The organism is Rhodococcoides corynebacterioides NBRC 14404 (assembly GCF_001894765.1).
In the GTDB taxonomy this organism is placed as follows: Bacteria; Actinomycetota; Actinomycetes; order Mycobacteriales; family Mycobacteriaceae; genus Rhodococcoides; species Rhodococcoides corynebacterioides.
The window spans coordinates 148,670-168,236 of record NZ_BCWV01000002.1 but is presented as its reverse complement, the minus strand read 5'-3'; the positions used below and the strand labels follow the sequence as shown (position 1 = coordinate 168,236).

The 19,567-nt window shown below is 71.4% G+C and carries 23 protein-coding genes and 1 riboswitch; of the genes, 17 read left to right on the top strand and 6 right to left on the bottom strand.

Annotated elements, in window-relative coordinates; genetic code table 11:
• Nucleotides 1–8 precede the first annotated feature (8 nt).
• The 6 genes from RC2_RS02115 to RC2_RS02090 all read left to right on the top strand — a co-directional run bounded on the left by RC2_RS02115 (nucleotide 9) and on the right by RC2_RS02090 (nucleotide 3,984).
• Complete coding sequence (locus RC2_RS02115) at nucleotides 9–1,094, top strand: serine hydrolase (RefSeq protein WP_068147982.1); 1,086 nt, start codon at nucleotides 9–11, stop codon at nucleotides 1,092–1,094.
• Nucleotides 1,091–1,570 carry an ArsR/SmtB family transcription factor gene (locus RC2_RS02110; protein ID WP_068148343.1) on the top strand — a complete coding sequence of 160 codons (480 nt, stop codon included), beginning with the start codon at nucleotides 1,091–1,093 and terminating at the stop codon, nucleotides 1,568–1,570. Before RC2_RS02115 ends, RC2_RS02110 begins: the two co-directional genes overlap by 4 nt.
• Before the next feature lie 18 nt (nucleotides 1,571–1,588).
• On the top strand, nucleotides 1,589–2,017 hold the full coding sequence (locus RC2_RS02105; protein WP_068147983.1) for an HIT family protein: 429 nt from the start codon (nucleotides 1,589–1,591) through the stop codon (nucleotides 2,015–2,017).
• Between the two features lie 22 nt (nucleotides 2,018–2,039).
• A complete protein-coding gene (locus tag RC2_RS02100; RefSeq protein WP_068147986.1) occupies nucleotides 2,040–2,645 on the top strand; it encodes a LysE/ArgO family amino acid transporter in 606 nt (201 codons plus the stop codon).
• 23 nt (nucleotides 2,646–2,668) lie between these two features.
• Nucleotides 2,669–2,733: riboswitch (guanidine-III (ykkC-III) riboswitch) on the top strand.
• Between the two features lie 9 nt (nucleotides 2,734–2,742).
• On the top strand, nucleotides 2,743–3,057 hold the full coding sequence (locus RC2_RS02095) for a DMT family transporter (RefSeq protein ID WP_068147989.1): 315 nt from the start codon (nucleotides 2,743–2,745) through the stop codon (nucleotides 3,055–3,057).
• 54 nt (nucleotides 3,058–3,111) lie between these two features.
• Nucleotides 3,112–3,984, top strand: a complete 873-nt coding sequence (locus RC2_RS02090) for an ABC transporter (RefSeq protein WP_068148345.1) — start codon at nucleotides 3,112–3,114, stop codon at nucleotides 3,982–3,984.
• Nucleotides 3,985–4,026: 42 nt separating this feature from the next.
• Here RC2_RS02090 and RC2_RS02085 read toward each other — a convergent pair whose 3' ends face one another.
• Nucleotides 4,027–4,404, bottom strand: coding sequence for an STAS domain-containing protein (locus tag RC2_RS02085; RefSeq protein WP_068147991.1), 378 nt, complete (start codon nucleotides 4,402–4,404; stop codon nucleotides 4,027–4,029).
• A 93-nt stretch (nucleotides 4,405–4,497) separates the two neighbouring features.
• On the opposite strand from RC2_RS02085, the gene RC2_RS02080 reads away from it, so the two are divergent.
• From RC2_RS02080 to RC2_RS02065, 4 genes are all read left to right on the top strand, one after another.
• Nucleotides 4,498–4,956, top strand: coding sequence for an ATP-binding protein (locus RC2_RS02080; RefSeq protein WP_082895480.1), 459 nt, complete (start codon nucleotides 4,498–4,500; stop codon nucleotides 4,954–4,956).
• A complete protein-coding gene (locus RC2_RS02075; protein ID WP_211266798.1) occupies nucleotides 4,953–6,194 on the top strand; it encodes a PP2C family protein-serine/threonine phosphatase in 1,242 nt (413 codons plus the stop codon). The genes RC2_RS02080 and RC2_RS02075 overlap by 4 nt, the downstream gene beginning before the upstream one ends.
• Nucleotides 6,195–6,366: 172 nt before the next feature.
• Nucleotides 6,367–7,143, top strand: coding sequence for an anti-sigma factor (locus RC2_RS02070; protein ID WP_068147993.1), 777 nt, complete (start codon nucleotides 6,367–6,369; stop codon nucleotides 7,141–7,143).
• Nucleotides 7,144–7,245: 102 nt separating this feature from the next.
• Nucleotides 7,246–7,500, top strand: coding sequence for a hypothetical protein (locus tag RC2_RS02065; protein ID WP_139277245.1), 255 nt, complete (start codon nucleotides 7,246–7,248; stop codon nucleotides 7,498–7,500).
• Between the two features lie 35 nt (nucleotides 7,501–7,535).
• Here the strand turns inward: RC2_RS02065 and RC2_RS02060 are convergent, their stop codons facing one another.
• Together RC2_RS02060 and pruA are read right to left on the bottom strand one after the other, a co-directional pair.
• A complete protein-coding gene (locus tag RC2_RS02060) occupies nucleotides 7,536–8,480 on the bottom strand; it encodes a proline dehydrogenase family protein (protein ID WP_068147999.1) in 945 nt (314 codons plus the stop codon).
• Nucleotides 8,480–10,120 (bottom strand): L-glutamate gamma-semialdehyde dehydrogenase, encoded by a 1,641-nt coding sequence (gene pruA, locus RC2_RS02055; protein WP_068148001.1) that lies wholly within the window; start codon nucleotides 10,118–10,120, stop codon nucleotides 8,480–8,482. The genes RC2_RS02060 and pruA overlap by 1 nt, the downstream gene beginning before the upstream one ends.
• Nucleotides 10,121–10,255: 135 nt before the next feature.
• On the opposite strand from pruA, the gene RC2_RS02050 reads away from it, so the two are divergent.
• Entirely contained in the window at nucleotides 10,256–11,878 is a 1,623-nt protein-coding gene (locus RC2_RS02050) for a PucR family transcriptional regulator (RefSeq protein WP_082895481.1), read from the top strand.
• On the opposite strand, the gene RC2_RS02045 is transcribed toward RC2_RS02050, so the two are convergent.
• Nucleotides 11,866–12,498 (bottom strand): DUF2461 domain-containing protein, encoded by a 633-nt coding sequence (locus RC2_RS02045; RefSeq protein WP_068148005.1) that lies wholly within the window; start codon nucleotides 12,496–12,498, stop codon nucleotides 11,866–11,868. The genes RC2_RS02050 and RC2_RS02045 overlap by 13 nt on opposite strands.
• A 22-nt stretch (nucleotides 12,499–12,520) precedes the next feature.
• Nucleotides 12,521–13,660, bottom strand: coding sequence for an acyl-CoA dehydrogenase family protein (locus RC2_RS02040; RefSeq protein ID WP_068148008.1), 1,140 nt, complete (start codon nucleotides 13,658–13,660; stop codon nucleotides 12,521–12,523).
• Nucleotides 13,661–13,789: 129 nt separating this feature from the next.
• Here RC2_RS02040 and RC2_RS02035 point away from each other — a divergent pair, with 129 nt between their 5' ends.
• From RC2_RS02035 to RC2_RS02010, 6 genes are all read left to right on the top strand, one after another.
• On the top strand, nucleotides 13,790–14,380 hold the full coding sequence (locus tag RC2_RS02035) for a TetR/AcrR family transcriptional regulator (protein ID WP_068148010.1): 591 nt from the start codon (nucleotides 13,790–13,792) through the stop codon (nucleotides 14,378–14,380).
• A gap of 82 nt (nucleotides 14,381–14,462) precedes the next feature.
• The gene (locus RC2_RS02030) at nucleotides 14,463–14,957 is read left to right on the top strand and encodes a VOC family protein (protein WP_245810924.1); all 495 of its coding nucleotides are present in this window, start codon (nucleotides 14,463–14,465) and stop codon (nucleotides 14,955–14,957) included.
• A 51-nt stretch (nucleotides 14,958–15,008) separates the two neighbouring features.
• Complete coding sequence (locus tag RC2_RS02025; protein WP_068148013.1) at nucleotides 15,009–15,686, top strand: hypothetical protein; 678 nt, start codon at nucleotides 15,009–15,011, stop codon at nucleotides 15,684–15,686.
• Between the two features lie 48 nt (nucleotides 15,687–15,734).
• On the top strand, nucleotides 15,735–16,289 hold the full coding sequence (locus tag RC2_RS02020) for an FAS1-like dehydratase domain-containing protein (RefSeq protein ID WP_245810923.1): 555 nt from the start codon (nucleotides 15,735–15,737) through the stop codon (nucleotides 16,287–16,289).
• Nucleotides 16,289–16,888 (top strand): pentapeptide repeat-containing protein, encoded by a 600-nt coding sequence (locus RC2_RS02015; protein WP_082895504.1) that lies wholly within the window; start codon nucleotides 16,289–16,291, stop codon nucleotides 16,886–16,888. The genes RC2_RS02020 and RC2_RS02015 overlap by 1 nt, the downstream gene beginning before the upstream one ends.
• Before the next feature lie 94 nt (nucleotides 16,889–16,982).
• The gene (locus RC2_RS02010; protein WP_068148016.1) at nucleotides 16,983–17,192 is read left to right on the top strand and encodes a dodecin; all 210 of its coding nucleotides are present in this window, start codon (nucleotides 16,983–16,985) and stop codon (nucleotides 17,190–17,192) included.
• Here the strand turns inward: RC2_RS02010 and RC2_RS02005 are convergent.
• Nucleotides 17,176–19,554 carry an HAD-IC family P-type ATPase gene (locus tag RC2_RS02005; RefSeq protein WP_082895482.1) on the bottom strand — a complete coding sequence of 793 codons (2,379 nt, stop codon included), beginning with the start codon at nucleotides 19,552–19,554 and terminating at the stop codon, nucleotides 17,176–17,178. The genes RC2_RS02010 and RC2_RS02005 overlap by 17 nt on opposite strands.
• Nucleotides 19,555–19,567: the final 13 nt, after the last annotated feature.

Sequence of the window (19,567 nt, the reverse complement as noted above, 5' to 3'; positions counted from 1 at the left end):
GGAAGCCGATGAGACGCTCGACGATGTTGCTGTCCACGCTGACCGTCACCGCTGTCGTGGCGACCGGATGCGCATCCGCCGCTCCGGCCGCTCCCGCTGCCGACTGCCCCACTCCCCCCGCGGCCGGGTTCGACACCCCCGACGGCTGGATCGGCCTGGCCGCGGAGCGCCCCGAGGACATCGCGTTCGTCGTCGACACCGGCGATTCCTCGGTGGCGGCGCGTTCCGACCGCGATCAACCCCTCGCCAGCGCCGTCAAGGTCGTCCACCTGATCGCCTACGCCCGCGCCGTCGCCGACGGCACGCTGAACCCCGACGAGCAGGTCCCCGTGCTCGACTGGCAGCGCTGGTACGCACCCGGCACCGACGGCGGCGCCCACATCGCCGCCCTGAACCGTCTCGGCATCCCGAACGACGGGACCAGCCCCCTCGACCCGGCCGCGACCGTGCGGCTCGACGACATGGTCTCGGCGATGGTCCGCGAATCCGACAACGGCGTCCCGGACTACCTGCGCTATCGACTCGGCGACGACGCTCTCCGCGCCGCGGCGTCGGCGGCCGGGTGGACGGACTTCACCCCGCCGACCCTCGTCGGCACGAACCTCGGCGCCCTCGATCCGACCGTCGACCGCGACGACCTGTGGTCGTTGGCCCAGCGGTTCGCCTTCGACGCCGACTTCCGCGCCGGCTACGCGCAGAACGTCACGCCGCCGGACGAGGCCGCGATTCTCGAGTACTACGACCGCTACGGTCCGCGCGGATCCGCCGACGACCTCGCCCGCGTGTATCGAGCCGTCGCCGACGGGTCGCTGGGCGCCGGCGTCGACGTCGTCCGTCGTCAGCTCGAGTGGCAGTCCGCCCCGGAACCCTTCACGGCCATGGGATTCAAGGGCGGCAACCTGCCGGGTGTGCTCACCCACGGGTTCGAGTTCCGCGGCGACGACGGCCGGACCGCCGTCGTGGTCTGGCTGACGCACGGTATGGATGCGGCGGACTACGGTGCGGCCATGGAGAATCTCGCAGCCCATCAACAGCTGCTGATCGACGCGGCCACCGACCCCGCCGTCGTGCCCCGGTTGGCGTGCGTGGCGTGAGCGAACTCGCCGACCGGCTCGCGGCGCTCGAGGCACGTGTCGCGGCCCTGGAGTCGGCCGGCGTCTCCGGCGCTCCGGCGTCCGAGTCGGACCCCCACCCGTCGACCGGCGGCGTGGTCGGCTACTCGGGCGACGTGCACCTCGCCGGGGACATCTCGTGGTCCATGACGTACTCCCCCGACGGCGTGCTCGACCTGCCGCCCGACCGCTCCGTCGAGGTCCTCGCGGCCCTCGGACACCCGGTGCGCTTCGCGATCGTCCGGGCGCTGCTGCGCGGGCCGATGTCGGCAACGGCGCTGCAGGAATCGCTCGATTCGCTGTCGGCGGGCCGGCTCTATCACCACCTCAAGGCCCTCACGGGGGCGCGCATCGTGGACCAGCACGCGCGCGGGGACTACCGGCTGGCGCCCCGCACCGTCGTTCCCGCCCTGGTGCTCATGATGGCGTCGGCCGACATCGCGGGCGAGTTGCGCTGAGCGCCTAGGCTCACGCTCATGGCAACCCTCTTCTCGTCGATCATCGCCGGCGACATTCCCGGTCGCTTCGTCTGGGAGGACGACGACGTCGTCGCGTTCCTCACCATCGCCCCGGTCACGCAGGGGCACACGTTGGTGGTCCCCCGCGCCGAGATCGACCAGTGGCAGGACGTCGACCCCGCGACGTTCGGGTCGCTGACCGGCGTTGCCCAGACCGTCGGCAAGGCGGTCCGGTCGGCGTTCGACGCGCCCCGCGCCGGGTTGCTCATCGCCGGTCTCGAGGTCCCGCACCTGCACCTCCACGTGTTCCCCGCCTACGACATGGGGAACTTCGACATCTCCGGCGCCGACCCGTCCCCGACGGCGGAGTCGCTGGACGAGGCGCAGGAGAGGATCAAGGCCGCGCTGACGGCCCTCGGCCACGGTCAGCACGTCCCGACGCGCTGACCGGCGCGAGCCTGCGGGCCGCATGACCTCCTTCGCGCTCGGTGTCGGCATCGGGCTCTCCCTCATCGTCGCCATCGGCGCACAGAACGCCTTCGTGCTGCGCCAGGGCATCGCCCGTCGGCACGTCGGGCTGGTCGTCGCGATCTGCGCGCTGTCCGACGCCGTCCTCATCACCGCGGGGGTGGCCGGCGTCGGGGCGGTGGTCGACCGGCTGCCCGTCCTCGTCACCGTCGTCACCGTGGCGGGGGCGGTGTTCCTCCTCACCTACGGCGCCCTCGCCTTCCGGCGCGCGCTGCGCCCGTCCGCCCTCGTCCTCGGCGACGACAGCGCCGTCGCGTCGAGACGCACCGTCGCGCTGACCGCACTGGCCCTCACGTGGCTCAACCCGCACGTGTATCTCGACACGATGGTGTTTCTCGGCTCGGTCGCCAACCGCGAAACCGGTTCGGACCGTTGGTTGTTCGCCGGTGGCGCCGTCGTCGCGAGCCTGCTGTGGTTCACGGCCCTCGGCGTCGGCGCCCGGTTCCTCACCCCCGTCTTCGCCCGGCCCGGCGCCTGGCGCGTACTCGACGTCGCCGTCGGCGGGGTGATGGTCGCGATCGCGGTGGTGCTGATCACCGGGCTGTGACGCCCCGACTTGCTACCGTGGATGCAAGCCCGTGGACGACGGGCCCGGACGAGCGCACCGTACCCGGCAGACGACAAGACGGTGCAGGAGAGTCGTCATGGCCTGGATCGTTCTGCTCGTGTCCGGAGTTCTCGAAGCCGTGTGGGCCACCGCCCTCGGCCGGTCCGCAGGATTCACCCGCCTCACCCCCACCGTGATCTTCGGTGTCGCCCTGATTCTCAGCATGATCGGGCTCGCCGTCGCGATGCGGTCGATCCCCACCGGCACCGCCTACGCGGTCTGGGTGGGCATCGGTGCCTCGCTCACCGTCGCCTACGCGATGATCACGGGCGCCGAGTCGGCATCGCTGCTGCGCATCGCGCTGATCGTCGGCCTGGTCGGGTGCGTGGTCGGGCTGAAGCTGGCCCACTGACCCCCCACCGCGATCCCCGCACGAGGGATGCGCACCAGCGGTTACAGTGACCGCATGAACTGGGTGTCCGCAGTCACGATGCCGGTGCGGGTGGGGCTCGCGGTCGCCGAATCCGCTGTCGGCGTTGCCGAGTCGGCCGTCGCGACCACCCGCATGGCCCTCGCCGCGGGCGCCTCCGGATCGTTGGACGCGGTGGCGCTGGCGAATCCCCGCGGCGGGCCACTGCAACTGCTGGCGCAGCTGGCCGAACTGACGTCGGACGATCGCGCGCTCGGTCATGCCCTGCGCCCGGGCGGACCCTTGGACCGGCTGCTGGAACCGGGCGGTGCGGTCGATCGGCTCACCAGCCGCGGCGGCACCCTCGATCGACTGCTCGAGCCGGGCGGTCCGCTCGAGCGCATCATGGCGGAGGACGGCCCGCTGGTGCGCATTCTCGCCGAGGACGGCCCCCTCGATCGGCTACTGGCCGAGGGTGGACTGCTGGACCGCATGACCGCCCCCGACGGTCCCCTCGAGCGCCTCACCGCCGCCGAGGGCCCCCTCGAACTGCTCACCAAGCAGGACGGCGTCATCGAGACGCTGATGCGGGAGGACGGCGTCGTCGATCGAGCGATTCGCGACGGCGGCCTGGTGGAGACCCTGATCGGCGACGACGGCGCCATCGCTCGGCTCACCGCCAAGAACGGTCCGCTGGATCAGTTGGTGACCGTCGCCGAATCGCTCAGCTCCCTGGCGCCGAACCTCGAGCGCATGAGCGTGAGCGTGGAGATCCTCCAGGACACGGTCGACGTGCTCGCCGCGGCGGTCAATCCGCTGGGCGAGTTGGTGGGCAAGCTGCCGAGTCGATGGGTGAAGTCGCGGGGCGCCGTCGAGCCGCGGACGGGTGAGGTGCGCGGCGCGTTGAAGGGCCCCGCCGTCGGGCGCTGATCGTCGGTCGAATTCTGTGCAGTAGTCCGCGTCCAGCGCGGATTACTGCACAGGATTGCCGGAGCGGACCGCCTCGACGGCCGTCGCCCGGTCCGGCCAGGACTGCGCTTCGCGGTCGAGCCCGCTGAGGGTGATCGGCCGCCGCGCGGCCGGGTGCGGCGCGACGAACGCCGCGGTGACACCCGCCGGCACGTGTCCCAGGGTGCGCAGGAGCACGGTGATGCCGCTCGAGGACAGGAACGTCACCCCGGCCAGATCGACGACGAGTCCACCGTCCGCCGAGGAGGCGGCCTCGAACGCGACGTCGGCCAGTCGGCGCGACGAGATCATGTCGACCTCCCCGTCGACGACGACGACGGAGACCCCGTCCTCGTCGGTCACGGTGGCGTCGAAGGCGCCACGCGTCGGGCTGTCGGTCATGATGGCGAGGTTACATCGGTCGCGCCGCGGCGCGGACGATGCGTGTCGGTCGGTGACCGATGACGACGGCCGACAATGGGGTACAGGACTTTCATGGACAGCGCTCGAGGACCACGGATCGACCACCGGAGCACGAACGGGGTCGGTTCGTCGTCGTTGGCCCGGTCCGACGTCGCCACGGCCGAGACCGCGCGACACCTGCGCACGACGATGGCGGAGTGGCTCGAGACGCAACCGGTCGGCGACCTGCGCAACGACATCGTCCTGGCGATGTACGAGGCCGTCGCCAACAGCGTCGAGCACGCGTACGACGGCGCGGAGCCCGGCCCGGTCACGGTGACCGCCACGCACGAGGCGGACGCGCTGACGGTCACGGTGACCGACGGGGGCGTGTGGCGCGAACCCACCGAACGACCGCTGCGCGGACACGGGCTGGGACTGCTGCGGGCGGTCGCCGATTCCGTCGCCGTGAAGCACGACGATCCGCAGGGCACCACCGTCACGATGATCTGGGATCTGGGGGACACTCGGCCGCGAGGTTCCGGATCGTGACCGCGTCGCCCACGGAGTACCCCGACCTGGCGGACTACCTCGAGACCGCCCCGCTGGCGTTCTACGCCGTGCGCGCCGACGATCGCACCGTCGCCTGGGCCAACGCCGCCGCGCGTCGCCTGGCGGACCCGCCCGCGACCGTGACGGGCACCCCCTTCCGCGACCTGTTCGACGTGGCCGACGGCCCCGTTCTCGCCGCACTGCTGTCCGCCGCCCCGAGCAGCGCGGACGCGTCGCCCGCCGTGGCCACCGCGCGCGTTCGCACTCCGTCCGGCGCGCGGAGCACGCACCTCAGCGCGAACGTCGGCCGCGACGGCACCGTCCGCGTGGCCGCCGTGATGTCCGAGAGTGACCGGTCGCGGGACCGCGCCCTGGACGACGCGTTGTCGGACCGCTCCGCGGCCGCCGCGGCATTGTCGCGATCGCGGGACGCCCTGGTCGCCTCGGAGCGGGCGCGGGCCAGCGAGAACCTCGAAGGTGCTCAGGTGCGGTCGTTGGCGACGGTGCTGCAGCGCACCCTGTTGCCGCCCGTCCTGGCCTCCCCGCCGGGGATGCAGACCGCCGCGTACTACCACCACGCGTCCCCGGACGAGGTCGGCGGCGACTTCTACGACGTGTTCCCGCTGGACGGCGAGGCCTGGGGGTTCTTCCTCGGCGATGTCAGCGGCAAGGGCGCCGGCGCCGCCGCCGTCACGTCCCTCACCCGCTACACGCTGCGGGCTGCCGCGGTGTTCGACCGCGATCCGATCTCCGTTCTGCAGAACCTCAACGCCGTCCTGCTGCCTGAGTTCCGCGGCGACGATCCGCGCTTCTGCACCGTCGTCTACGGCACTGTGGTCCCGTCCGCCGAGGGTGCCGTGATCGACCTGGCGGGCGGCGGACATCCGCCCCCGTTGCACGTCCGCGGCGACGGCACGGCCCGCTACGTCGACGATCTGCTCGGCGGACAGCTGGTCGGGGGGCTGCCCACACCCCACTTCACCTCGCACCGCCTCGTCCTGTCTCCGGGCGACGTCCTGCTGCTCTACTCGGACGGCGTCACCGAGGCGCGGGTCGCCGGCGGTCGCTACGACGACGACGGCGACCTCCTCACCTTCGTCGCGGATTCCGCACCCACCACGGCCACCGACCTCGTCGACCGCGTCACGACCCTCGTCGACGGATTCGGCGAGGGCCTGCAGGACGACGCCGCACTGCTGGCTCTCGGGATGCCGCGTGGGGCCTCGTCCGATCGCTGACGGGTAACGACGAGACGGACTCGTGCGCGCGGGACCACACTGTGCGGTCCCATCCGGTCGTCCGAGGATTCCGAATACCGAGTGACCAGCAGGAGAGACGTGGGCACGACGCCGGGGCCTCGAGGATGCCGCCTCCACCTGACCAGACCTCGTGACCGGGAGGACGTGCGAGATGAACGACCGTGCGCCGCGGACCGACGGACGCCCCGCCCCCGGCCCCCGAGAGCCCGATCCGGATCTGATCGACCTCGCCTACCTGTGCGCGCTCGATGCCATGTCCGCATCCGAGCGCTTCGAGACCATGACGCGCCTGGGTGACGACGACGTCACCCGGCAGCGTTTCGACGACATCGTGCGCGACATCCGCGAGACCATGGCCGTCTCGGCCTACGGCACGGACACGCCGGCTCCGCCGGACCTGCGGACCCGCATCCTCGAGTCGGCGGCCGACACCGCCCAGGTGGCGCCGGACGGCACGTCCGATCCCGCGGTGGTACCGCTGTCCTCGCTGTCGGATCGGCGCCGACGAGGTGCCGATCGTTCCGTCCGTCTCCGGTGGGCCGCCGCGGCGGCGGTCGTCGTGCTCGGCGTCGGCATCGGTGGTGCGATCGCCGCGCAGTCCGGCACCGATCCGTCGGCGCCCGCGCAGGTGACCGCACTCGCTGCGCCCGTGAGCGGCGGCGGCACGCTCGAAGTGGAGTACACGCCCGGCGCCGACCGCGCGGTCGTCCAGATGGACGGAGTGGACGCTCCCCCCGCCGGGTCGGTGTACCAGCTCTGGATCATCGACGGAGGACCCGTCTCGGCCGGAACGATGGACGCGACGACGGTCGACGAGGCTGCGTCCGTCCCCGTCGCGGGCGCGTCCGCCGTGTCGGTAACGGTCGAACCCACGGGCGGGTCGCCCTTCCCCACCTCTGCGGCCATCGCCCGCGTCGACCTCACCTGACGGTTCGAACACGGGTTCGATTCTTGATAGGCTGGCGGCAGTCCGCAGCCGCCCGACGTCAGACCTTCCCTCGTGACGTGCGAGCTCCTCGAAGGAGTCGTCATGATGAACCGCCGACGCCGCCTGCACCTCATGCCGGACGGCACCTGGCACGAGGAAGCGCCGCGGACCTGCACCAACGGTCATGCGCTGCAGGCCCGGTCGGTCCTGGTGGGTGCCCGGGCCTGTGGGTGCGGGATCGGCCATCACCGCACCCACCACTGTCGGACGTGCGGTGACACCGTGTTCTCCCCGCCGCTCGGTGAGACGTGCACGGACGGCACGTTCGACGGGCGGGCAGGCCGGAGGCCGGTCTGATGTGACGGACAGGCCGGAGGTCGGGCGGGTCGGGTCTAGCTGCGGGTGAGGAGTGACCGCAGGAAGAACGTGAGGTTGGCCGGACGCTCGGCGAGCCGCCGCATGAAATAGCCGTACCACTGCGTACCGAAGGGCACGTAGACGCGGACGTGGTTGCCCGCCTCCACGAGTCGTCGTTGTTCGGCGTCCCGGATGCCGTAGAGCATCTGGTACTCCATCCGGTCCGCCGAGCGCCCCGTGCGGGCGGCGGCGTCGATCATGCGCGGATCGTGGGTGGCCACCATCGGGTAGCCCTCACCCTCGGCCAGGATGCGCAGGCACCGTTCGTAGGACGCGTCGACCTCGTCGGTGGACTGGTAGGCCACCGAGGCCGGTTCGCGGTACGCACCCTTGCACAGCCGCACGCGGGAGCCGGGCCCCGCGAGGTCGCGGCAGTCCTGTTCCGTGCGGTGCAGGTAGGCCTGCACCACCACGCCGAGGCTCGGGAAGTCGCGGCGCAACTCCCGCACGATCTCGAGGGCGCCGTCGGTGGTGGTGTGGTCCTCGGCGTCGACGGTCACCCACACGCCCGCGGCATCGGCTGCTGCGCAGATCTTCTGCGCGTTGGCCAGGGCGACCGCGTGGCCGTCGCCGGGCAGCGAGCGACCCAGCGCGGACAGCTTCAGCGAGATCTCCAGGGGCCGGATCGGTGCCGACGACGTCACCGGCAGGCCCCCGAACGCCTGCAGGAGCGAGAGGTAGGCGTCGACGGTCGCGGTGGCCGCGGCAGCGTCGGTGGTGTCCTCGCCGAGGTGGTCGACGCTGACGTAGCGGCCGGAATCGAGCAGGTCGCGGACCGCGGTCCGCACCTCGGTCTCGGTGCTGCCGGGCACGAACCGGTCGACTACCGGGCGGGTCAGCCGCGAGGTGGAGACGACGCGCTCGAGGCGGGGTGAACGGCCGGCGGCGAGCAGGACCGGGCGCAGCGGATGCGTGGTCATCACTGGACTCCCTGGTGGGGGTAGGTGTGATCGGTGGGTGGGACGAAGGTCTCCTTGAGCGTGCGGGCCGATGCCCAGCGCAGGAGGTTCTGCGGGGACCCCGCCTTGTCGTTGGTGCCGGAGGCGCGAGCGCCGCCGAACGGCTGTTGCCCGACGACGGCGCCGGTGGGCTTGTCGTTGACGTAGAAGTTGCCGGCGGCGAAGCGGAGGGCGTGCGAGGCCTTCTCGACGGCCGTGCGGTCGGTCGCGATGACCGATCCGGTCAGGGCGTAGCGCGAGCCGCCGTCGACGGTGCGCAGGATGTCGGCGAAGGCGTCGGGCTTCGCGTCGTCGTAGACGTGGACGGCAAGGATGGGGCCGAAGTACTCGGTGGAGAACGCCTCGTCGGTGGGGTCGTCGCCGAGCAGCACCGTGGGGTCGACGAAGAATCCTTCGCTGTCGTCGCAGGCTCCGCCGGCGGCGACGGTCAGACCGGGGACCTGCTTGGCCCGCTCGAGGGCGGCGGCGTTGCGCGCGAACGACTTCCGGTCGATCACGGCGCCGCCGAAGTTCGACAGGTCGGTCACGTCGCCGTAGCGCAACGAGGACGCCGTCTCGATCAGCCGGTCGCCCATGACCTTCCACACCGACGCGGGCACGAACGCGCGCGAGGCGGCCGAGCACTTCTGGCCCTGGTAGTCGAACGCACCACGGATCAACGCGGTCGTCAGCACGTCGGGATCGGCGGACGCGTGGGCGACGACGAAGTCCTTGCCGCCGGTCTCCCCGACGAGTCGCGGGTAGCTGTCGTAGTGGGCGATGTTCTCGCCGACCGTGCGCCACAGGTGCTGGAAGGTGGCGGTGGATCCCGTGAAGTGGATGCCCGCGAGTCGCCGATCGTGGAGGGCGACCTCGGAGACGGTGGGACCGTCGCCGTGCACCAGGTTGATCACGCCCGGCGGGAGCCCGGCCGCTTCGAGTAATTGCAGGGTCAGGTAGGCGGCCACCGACTGCGTGGGGGACGGCTTCCACAGCACGGTGTTGCCCATGAGGGCGGGTGCCGTGGGGAGGTTCCCGGCGATCGCGGTGAAGTTGAAGGGCGTGATGGCGTAGACGAACCCTTCGAGCGGCCGATACTCGACCCGGTTCCACACGCCGGGGCTCGACACGGGCTGGTCCGCGAGGATCTGCCGGGCGAACGCGACGTTGAAGCGCCAGAAATCGATCAGCTCGCAGGGCGAGTCGATCTCGGCCTGATAGGCACTCTTCGACTGCCCGAGCATCGTGGCGGCGGCGATCGTCTCCCGCCACGGTCCGGCGAGCAGGTCCGCGGCACGCAGGAACACGGCGGCGCGGTCGTCGAAGGACAGGTCGCGCCACGCCGGCGCGGCCGCTGCAGCAGCATCGATCGCGCGGGCGACGTCCTGTCCAGTGGAGTGCGCGAACGTCCCGAGCACGGCGTCGTGGCGGTGCGGCTGCACCACGTTCGTGCGTTCCCCGCCGCCGTCGGAATGCACTCCCCCGACGACCTGCTTGATCTCGGTGCGGTTCGCGGACAGGTGGGCGAGCCGGTCGACGAGCCGGTCGCGTTCCGGCGAGCCGGGTGCGTAGGTGTGCACCGGCTCGTTGGTCGGGGCGGGAACGGCGGTGACGGCGTCCACGATGAGCCTCCAGGGGTCGGGGGTATGACGTGTCCCACTTCATCGCATGGGCCCCGCCCCTGTATTCGGCTGATCGACCCAACTCGTGGCGTCATGCTTGTTCGATCGGACCGACCCGGCGGGTACCGTCGGCCCATGGCCGTGACCCTCGACGAACTCCAGCGGACGGCGCACGCCTTCGCCGACGTCGTCGTCCCGTCGCCGCACCCGCGTGCCCGGATCGCCGTCGTGACGCTGGCGGACGCGGACGATCTCGCCGGTGAGTCCGTCGCCGCCGACCTCCTTCTCCTGGCCGGAGTTCCCGCCGACGCCGCCGCCGCCTGGCTGGGCCGCGTCCGTCCGGCCCCCGTCGCCGTCCTCACCAAGGCGGTGTCGCCGATGCTCGAGGACGCCGCACGGGACTCCGGCGCCGCGCTGCTCGCCGTGCACCCCGGATCCCGCTCGGACCGCGTGCTCGCCATGATTCGGGGTCTGCTCGACCACGCCCCCGACGACCGGTCCGACGACGCCCGCACCGTGGCGTCCGGAGCCGACACCGACCTGTACGAGTTGGCGCGCACCGTCGCCGCCCACACGCACGGGCTGGTCAGTATCGAGGACGAGCACGCCCACGTGCTCGCGTACTCCGCGACCGACGATCAGGCCGACGAGCTGCGGCGGCTGTCCATTCTCGGCCGCGAGGGCCCGGCGGAGTACCTTCGCCGCCTCGAGCAGTGGGGTGTCTACGACGCGGTCCGTCGGTCCGACGAGGTGGTCGACGTGCCGAGCCACCCCGACCTGGGGATCGAGCGACGACTGGTCGCCGGAATCCGTTCCGGCGGAACCGAACCGGGCACGTCGGGCGCGACCCTGGTGGGGACCCTGTGGGTGCAGGAGGGGCGACGACCGTTGACCGACGACGCCGGACCTGTGGTGCGGGGTGCGGCAGCGGTGGCCGCTCGCCTCATCGCTCGGCGCCGCGCTGCGCCGACCACCGAGGCGATGCAGATCCAGCGCCTGCTGGGCCTGCGCGGCGGCGGCGTGGACGTGCCGTCGTTGGCCGCGACGCTCACGCTGCCCGACGGTGGACCCGCCGCGGTGATCGGCCTGACGCCGTTGCGCCCCGACGGCGCTGCCCGGGGCGCGGGGCTCGCTGAGATCGCCTCGTCGGTTCGACTGCACGCCAGCGCCTTTCACCGATCGTCGCTGGTGACGGCATCGGCCGACCGCATCTACGTGCTGCTCCCCCGCATGCACACCGGCGACGGCGCCGCCGAGACCGTCACCGCGTGGACGGGGCGGCTGCTGGACCGGCTGGACGCGCGATCGGCGGTGCGCCTCCGCGCCGCCGTCGCCGTGCCCGTGGAGGGGCTCGCGGAGGTCGCGGCGGCCCGCGGCGAGGTCGACCGCGTGCTCGACGGGACGACCGGTCGAGCCGACCCGGCTGCCCGCGTCACCACGCTCGCGTCGTCGCGTACGCCGGTGTTACTGGCCGAGATCGCAAGGGTGGTCGCGGCCGAACCGACGCTGCGCGACCCTCGACTGGACGTGCTCGTCGACTACGACCGTCGGACGTCGTCGGAGTTGTGCGCCAGCGTCGCCGCGTATCTCCGTAGTCCCGACGACGTCCGCCGCGCCGCCGCGGCGGTCCACGTGCACCCGAACACGTTGCGGTACCGGGTCCGTCGCGCGCAGGAACTCAGCGGGCTCGACCTGAGCGATCCGGACACCCGTCTGCTGACCGGCATTCAACTCGCGCTGGACGATCACAGGACCTGACGGCACCACTCCACCAGCGGTGCCATCTCGCGCCACGCGGCCGCCACGTGGTCGGCGCAGTCGGGCGTGGACAGCCAGGGCGGGCACCCGAACTGCCGGCTCACGGTGAGCGTGCGGTGACGCAGGAGATCGATTCGCGGGTGCGTCGGCGCGATACCGCGGGGCGACGTCTTCAGCCGGTCCCCACCCCGCTCGTAACCGGCGCGCTCGAGGTCGGTGACGATGCGGACGAGTTCCGAGCCGCGGACGTCGTCGTCGACGGTCGCTCGGTACTGCGCGACGGCCTCGGACGTTGCCGCGTAGAAGCCACCGGCCACCATGAGTCCCGCCGCGTCGACCTGCACGTACCACCCGGCCGACGGACCGACCGCCACGAAGACGCCCTGGTGGGTCTTGTACGGCGTCTTGTCCTTCGAGAAGCGGACGTCGCGGTGCGGCCGGAAGATCTTCGCCGGACCGAACTCCGCGAGAGCCTCGGCGAGGGCCGCCACGGGAGCCCGCACCGCCTCGTCGTAGACGTGCTTGTGCGCAACCCAGAACGTCTTGCTGTTGTCGGCCTCGAGGTCCTCGTAGAAGTCCAGAGCCGCCTCGGGGATGCCGCCGAACGTCGGTGTGCCCATGACCGAAGAGCCTACGGTCCGGCTACCTCGCGAGGGACCGTGAGATGACCAGCCGCTGGATCTGGTTGGTGCCCTCGAAGATCTGCGTGATCTTCGCTTCCCGCATGTACCGCTCGACCCGGAAGTCACGGGTGTAGCCGTAGCCGCCGTGCACCTGGACCGCGTCGGTGGTGACCTTCATGGCGGCGTCGGTCGCGACCAGCTTGGCGACGGACGCCTGCCGCGAGTACGGCAGGCCCGCGTCCCGGCGCCGTGCGGCGTCGAGGTAGGTCGCGCGGGCGGAATCGACCGCCGCCGCCATGTCCGCCAGGACGAAACCGAGACCCTGATGGTCGATGATCCTGCGTCCGAACGTCTCTCGCTCCGTCGCGTACCGCACCGCGTCGTCGAGGGCGGCCTGCGCGATCCCCACCGCGACGGCGGCGATGCCCAGGCGACCGGCGTCGAGCGCGCTGAAGGCGATGGCGAGGCCCTGTCCCTCCGACCCGACCAGACGGTCGCGATCCACCCGAGCTCCGTCGTAGTGGGCAGCCGCGGTGGGGACCGCGTGCAGGCCCATCTTCTCCTCGGGCGCACCGAAACTCAGGCCCGGGGTGTCCCCCGGCACGAGGAAGCAGGAGATGCCCTTCGACCCCTCCCCGGTCCGGGCGAAGAGGGTGTAGAAGTCGGCGATGCCGCCGTGGGTGATCCACGCCTTGGACCCGGTGATCGTGTAGCCGTCCGGTCCGGACACTGCCTTGCACGTGAGCGCGGCGGCGTCGCTGCCGGCCTGGGGCTCGGACAGGCTGTAGGCCCCGATCGTGCTGCCGCCCAGCATGTCCGGCAGCCACCGCTGCTTCTGCTCGTCGGTGCCGAACGTGAACAGGGGGTGGCAGGACAGGCCGTGCACGCTCACCGCGACGGCCACCGCAGCCCACCGCGCGGCGAGCTCCTCGAGGACCTGCAGGTAGACCTCGTAGGGCTGCCCGCCGCCGCCCCACTCCTCGGGATACGGGAGGGACAGCAGCCCGGCCTCGCCCAGGGTCGCGAACAGGCCGTCGGGATAGGTCTCGGCCTTCTCGTGCTCGTCGACGATCGGGTCCAGCGCCTTGTCCGCGATGTCGCGGGTCAGCTGGATCAGCTCGCGGGCCTCGTCGGTGGGCAGCAGGCGGTCGACGGCCATGGTCGGTCCTCTCGGGGCGGTGCGGGCGGGGCGTACAGCGGGCAGGGCGAGCGGTGCAGGGAGTACTGAATTGCTCGCCTCAGTACTGTCGACAGTACTGCAGACCGCCTTCCAGTACCATCGGCGTCCGTGACCAGCGCTCATGCGACCGCCAGGCGAGCCGAGCTGTTCGACGCCGTCGTCGCCCTCTTCCTCGCCGACGGGTTCGCGCGCCTCACCCTCGACGAGATCGCCGGACGGCTGCACTGCTCGAAGTCCACGCTCTACACGCTGGCGCCCAGCAAGGACGAGTTGGTCGTCGCCGCGGTCCGCCACTTCTTCCGCGCCGCCACCGACAGGGTCGACGCGGCGGATCGCACCGCGTCCGACGCCGGCGGTGAGCGAGTGACGGCCCGGCGCCTGGCCGCCTACCTCGGCGCCGTCGGCGAGGCCCTCGCGCCGGCCTCGGAGTCCTTCATGAGCGATCTCGCGGCGTTCGAGCCCACCCGCCTGGTCTACGAACGCAACACCGCGGCGGCCGCCGAGCGCGTCCGCGCCATCGTCGACGACGGCGCGCGGGCCGGGGACGTGCGCGACGTCCATGCCACCTTCGTCGCCGACGTCGCCGCGTCCGTGATGGTGTCCATCCAGACCCGCGCTCTGGCCCGCCGGACCGGGTTGGACGACGCGACTGCCTATCGGGAACTCGCCGACCTGCTCACCCGCGCCGTCACGCGATGAATTCCGGTCCCCACTCCGGTCGACACCGGTGATACTCACCGCTGCGGGGCACTCGGGGCCCCGGCCGAGACAGGAGCCCGCTGTGCCCACGATCGACTCCACCACCACCCAGAAGATCGTCCCCGCCCTGTGGTTCGACGATCGGGCCGAGGAAGCCGCGCAGTTCTACGTCGACCTGTTCGGCGGATCGATCCTGAACGTCAGCCGCTACGGCGACGGCGGCCCGGGGAAGGCCGGGAGCGCCATGACCGTCGACTTCGAGCTGGTCGGACAGCGATTCACCGGACTGAACGGCGGGCCGCACTTCCAGTTCACCGAGGCCATCTCGCTGGCGGTGAGCTGCGCCGATCAGGAGGAGGTGGACCGCTACTGGGACGCGCTCACGGCCGACGGGGGCGCCGAGTCGCAGTGCGCCTGGTGCAAGGACCGGTTCGGTCTGTCCTGGCAGATCGTGCCGACCCGCCTGATGGAACTGATGAGCGACCCCGATCCCGAGAAGTCGGGCCGCGTCATGCAGGCGATGCTGCAGATGCGCAAGATCGTCGTCGCCGACCTGGAGGCGGCGTACGCCGGCTGACGCGCGCGGGCCGGGCCGTTTCCGCTCGGCGGGGCCGGGAACTCGGTCGTCGTGACCTCCCTCCCCACTCGTCTTCTCGCGGTTCCGTTCGGTGTCGGCTCGGCGCTTCGTCGCGCCAAGCTCTTCCATCCGGACGGCGCGGTCCTGCACGGCCGGCTCGTCCGGACCGCGCCGGTCGGCCGCGGCCTCCCCCTGGAGGACGACGACGTGCTGGTCCGGCTCTCGCGGGCGATCGGGTTGCCGTCGCCGATTCCCGACGTGCCGGGGTTCGCGATGCGGATCCCCGCGGCCGGGTCGGACACCGGGTCCTGGGACGTCCTGCTCGCCGGGGCCGGCCGAGACGTCGTCACCCGCAGCCTGCCGTTGCCCGCGGCGTCGTTCGCGTCGGCGTCGTTCTCCTCGCTCATGCCGCTGGCGCACGGCGGTCGCCGGTGGTGGGTGTCGGCACGGTTCCCGGGCGGGCCGGACACGCTGGACCCGGCGGAGGCAGCGACCGGGTTGGCGACGGGACCGATCACGGTGGTCCTCGAGCAGACGGCGGGCACGGGGCCGCGGGAGCCCCTGGCCGAGGTGATTCTGGATCGCGCCGAGAAGGAGGACGGGGTGGACCCGTCGTTCGACCCGATCGTCAACACCCCGCGAGCGGTGCGGCCGAGCCCCGAGTGGCTGCGCGAGTTGAGGGTGCGGGCCTACCGAGACAGCCGGTCCGGACGGGGGGCGGGCGGATGACGGACCGCGGTCGATAGGCTTCACTCACAGTCACGCGAAAGGTCCCCTGTGAACGATCAGCGTTTCGACCGCACCCTCGAGCTGGTCGGGCAGGTGTACGTGATGCCCGACTACTACGAGGTCGGGCGCGAGAAGATCCGCGAACTGAGCCGGGCGTTGCAGAACGGACACCCGGCGCACCACCGGGAGGACGCTGCCGCGGAGCTCGGGTACTCGGGGCTGGTGGCTCCGGCGACCTTCGTCAGCGTCGTGGGTTCCGTGGCGCTGGACTACCTTTTCTCCTACATCCTCGTCGAGTACGAGATCACCGCCGTGCTGCAGACGGATCAGAAGTTCGTCATCCACCGTCCGCCGGTGCCGGGCGACCGCCTGGTCTCGGCTCTGACGTTGCAGTCCATCCGCCAGGCCGCGGGCGCCGACATCATGGTGGTCGAGAACCACGTCACCGCCGACGGCGAGGACGTGGTCACCAGTACCACCACCTTCATCACCAAGACCGATGCCGAGATCGATCCGGAGGCGGTGGCGCTGGTGGACGCCGTCCTGCCCGCGGGGGTGCCTCGCGTGGGTCCGACGGCGCGCCCGGTGCCCAGCGGGTCGTGATCGACGGCGACGGCACCGTCGTCGACGGCGATCGAGTCCACGAGGTCGAGCCGGGGACCCACTGGCACGGCCGCACCTTCAGGTCGTGTTCGTTCGTCGATGCGGACCTGACCGGGCTGGTCACCGAGACGGTGGTGTTCGACGGGTGCGATTTCACCGGCGCCCTCCTGTCCGAGTCGATCCATTCCGGGTCCGCGTTTCGCAACTGCGAGTTCCGACGCGCCCGCCTGTGGCATTCGACGTTCCGTGGCGTCAGCCTCCTCGGGTCGTCGCTGGGCGAGGCGAGTCTGCGGCCCGCGACGTTCGAGGACGTCGACTTCACGCTGGCGTCGGTGGCCGGCGTCGACCTCCGTGACAGCACCCTCGACGGGTGTCGGTTCCGCGATGCCGACCTGGCGCGGACGGACCTGCGCGGCGCGACGCTGCGCGGCGCCGATCTGGGCGGGGCGCGCACCACCGGCATCCGGCTCGTCGGCGCGGATCTTCGCGGGGCCGTCGTCGATCCGAGTCTGTGGACCGGGGCCGAGATCGCGGGCGCCACGGTGGACCCGGCCCAGGCGCTGGCCTACGCGCAGGCGCACGGTCTGCTGGTGGACTGACGACTTTCGCGCCGGGTGCGCCGAACCCTCCCCGCCGCGGGGTCCGGTGGCGCACGATGGGACGAGTCCCCGTCACCCGAGCAGGCAGGTCATCATGAGCGAGAACGTCTATCGCGTCACCGAGATCGTCGGCACGTCCACCGAGGGCGTCGACGACGCCATCCGCAAGGCGATCGCCCGCGCGAACGAGTCGCTGCGCGAACTCGATTGGTTCGAGGTGGTCGAGACCCGCGGCCACATCGAGAACGGTGCCGTCGCGCACTTCCAGGTCACGCTCAAGGTCGGGTTCAAGCTCGAGGCTTGATCGCCACCCTGATCACCTCGAGCACCACGATGCCCACGGCCGCCGAGGCGAAGGCGACGGCCGTGTAGGGCAGGTTGGTCGGGTCCAGCTGGAAGAACTGTCCGAGCACCGGCACGGTGAACAGCACGACGTACCCGAGGACCGATCCCACCAGCAGGATCACCTTCCACCATTCGAGCGGCCGGGCCACCGTCATGAGAACCCACATCGCCACGACGATCAGGGTGATCAGGGCCGACGTACTGGACTGCACCACCTGGTCCGTCGACGCGTTCGGCCCCTCGTACGTCGCGAGGTACGTGGCGAACGTCGCCGCGCCCACCACCACGCCGGCCGGCACCGCCTTGCGCAGAACACGTCCGACGAACCCGGAGCGCGCGCGCTCGTTGTTGGGCGCGAGGGACAGCAGGAAGGCCGGGATACCGATCGTGAACCAGGCCGCGAGGGTCACGTGGCGCGGCAGGAACGGGTACGGCAGCGGTTCGACGGACGCGACCTGCGAAAGCACCCCCGACGCCCCGACGAGGATCGCCAGCAGGACCGAGTAGACGGTCTTCGTGAGGAACAGCGTCGACACACGCTCGATGTTGCCGATGACCCGTCGCCCCTCGGCGACGACGTGCGGCAGGGTGGAGAAGGCGTTGTCCAGCAACACGATCTGCGCGACGGACCGGGCGGCCGGACTGCCGGCGCCCATCGCGACGCCGATGTCGGCGGACTTCAGCGCCAGCACGTCGTTGACGCCGTCTCCGGTCATGGCGACGGTGTGACCGCGACTCTGCAGCGCGGTCACCATGTCCCGCTTCTGTTCCGGCTTCACCCGGCCGAACACCGCGTGCGTGTCGAGGGTGTCGGCCAGGGCATCCGATCCGGCCGCCGGCAGCGTGCGCGCGTCGACGGGGGACGCCGCGCCCGGGACGTCGAGGCCGCTCGCCACGGCGCCCACGGAGGCCGCGTTGTCACCGGAGATGATCTTGAGATCCACGTGCTGGCCGGCGAAGTACGCCAACGTCTCCGCGGCGTCGTGACGGATCTTCTGCTCGAGCACCACCAGGGCGCGCGGCGTGATCCGGCCGGGCGCCGCGGCGTCGTCGACCGGGAGGTCCGACTCGGCGAACACCAGCACCCGCAGTCCCGACGCCGCGAGGTCGGCAGCCGCGCGGGCGGTCTCGTCGTCGGCGGGCAGGAGCATGTCGGGTGCACCGAGGATCCAGTGACCGTGGCCGGCGAACGACACGCCGCTCCACTTCTTCTCGGACGAGAAGGGTGCGGTGCCCGTCTTCTCCCAGGCCGGAGGATCCGCCAGGGCCGCGGCGACGGCAAGCACGCTCGCATTCGGGCGGGGATCGTCGGCGGCCACGGCGGCCAGAGCGCGGCGCACCGTGTCCGTGTCGGAGTCCCCGACCGGGCGTAGCTCCGACAACACCATCGCGTTCTCGGTGAGCGTTCCGGTCTTGTCCGCGCACACCACGTCGATCCGCGCCAGCCCCTCCACCGCCGGGAGTTCCTGAACCAGGCACTGCCGCTTGCCCAATCGCACGACACCCACCGCGAACGCCAGCGACGTCAGCAGCACCAGGCCCTCGGGCACCATCGGCACGAGCGCCGCGACCATCCCGTTGAGCGCGGGCCTGATCGACTGACCCGAGGAGAACAGCTGGTTGTAGACGATGAGAACACCGGCCGGGATCATCACCCACGTGACGAAGGTGAGGATGCGGTCGATGCCGGATCGCAGCTCGGAGTGGACGAGCGTGAACTTGCCGGCTTCCTCGGCGAGCTTGGCCGCGTAGGCCTCGCGGCCCACCTTGGTCACCCGGTAGGCACCGCTTCCGGCCACCACGTACGTGCCGGAGAAGACCTGTGCGCCCGCCGTCTTGGCCATCGAGTCGGATTCCCCGGTGAGCAGCGATTCGTCCACGTCCAGCGAATCCGACTCGACCACGTCGCCGTCGACCACGATCTGATCACCCGGGCCGAGCTCGACGATGTCGCCCAGCACCACCTCGTTCGGCGCGATCTCGCGGGCGACGCCACCGCGGCGCACCATCGGGCGCGACTGACCGACGATGGCGAGCGCGTCGAGGGTGCGTTTCGCGCGAATCTCCTGCACGATGCCGATCCCGCTGTTGGCCACGATGAGCAGGCCGAACATCGCGTCGACGATCGACCCCGTGGACAGCACGATGATCAGCAACACGGTCAGGATCGCGTTGATGCGGGTGAAGACGTTGCCGCGCACGATGTCCAGGGTCGACCGACTCGCGCGCGCCGGGACGTCGTTCGACTTCCCCTCGGCGCGCAGGGCGTCGGCCTGCGCGTCGGTCAGTCCGGTCGTCGTCTCCAGATCACCCGTGCGCACCCGACGAGCCTAG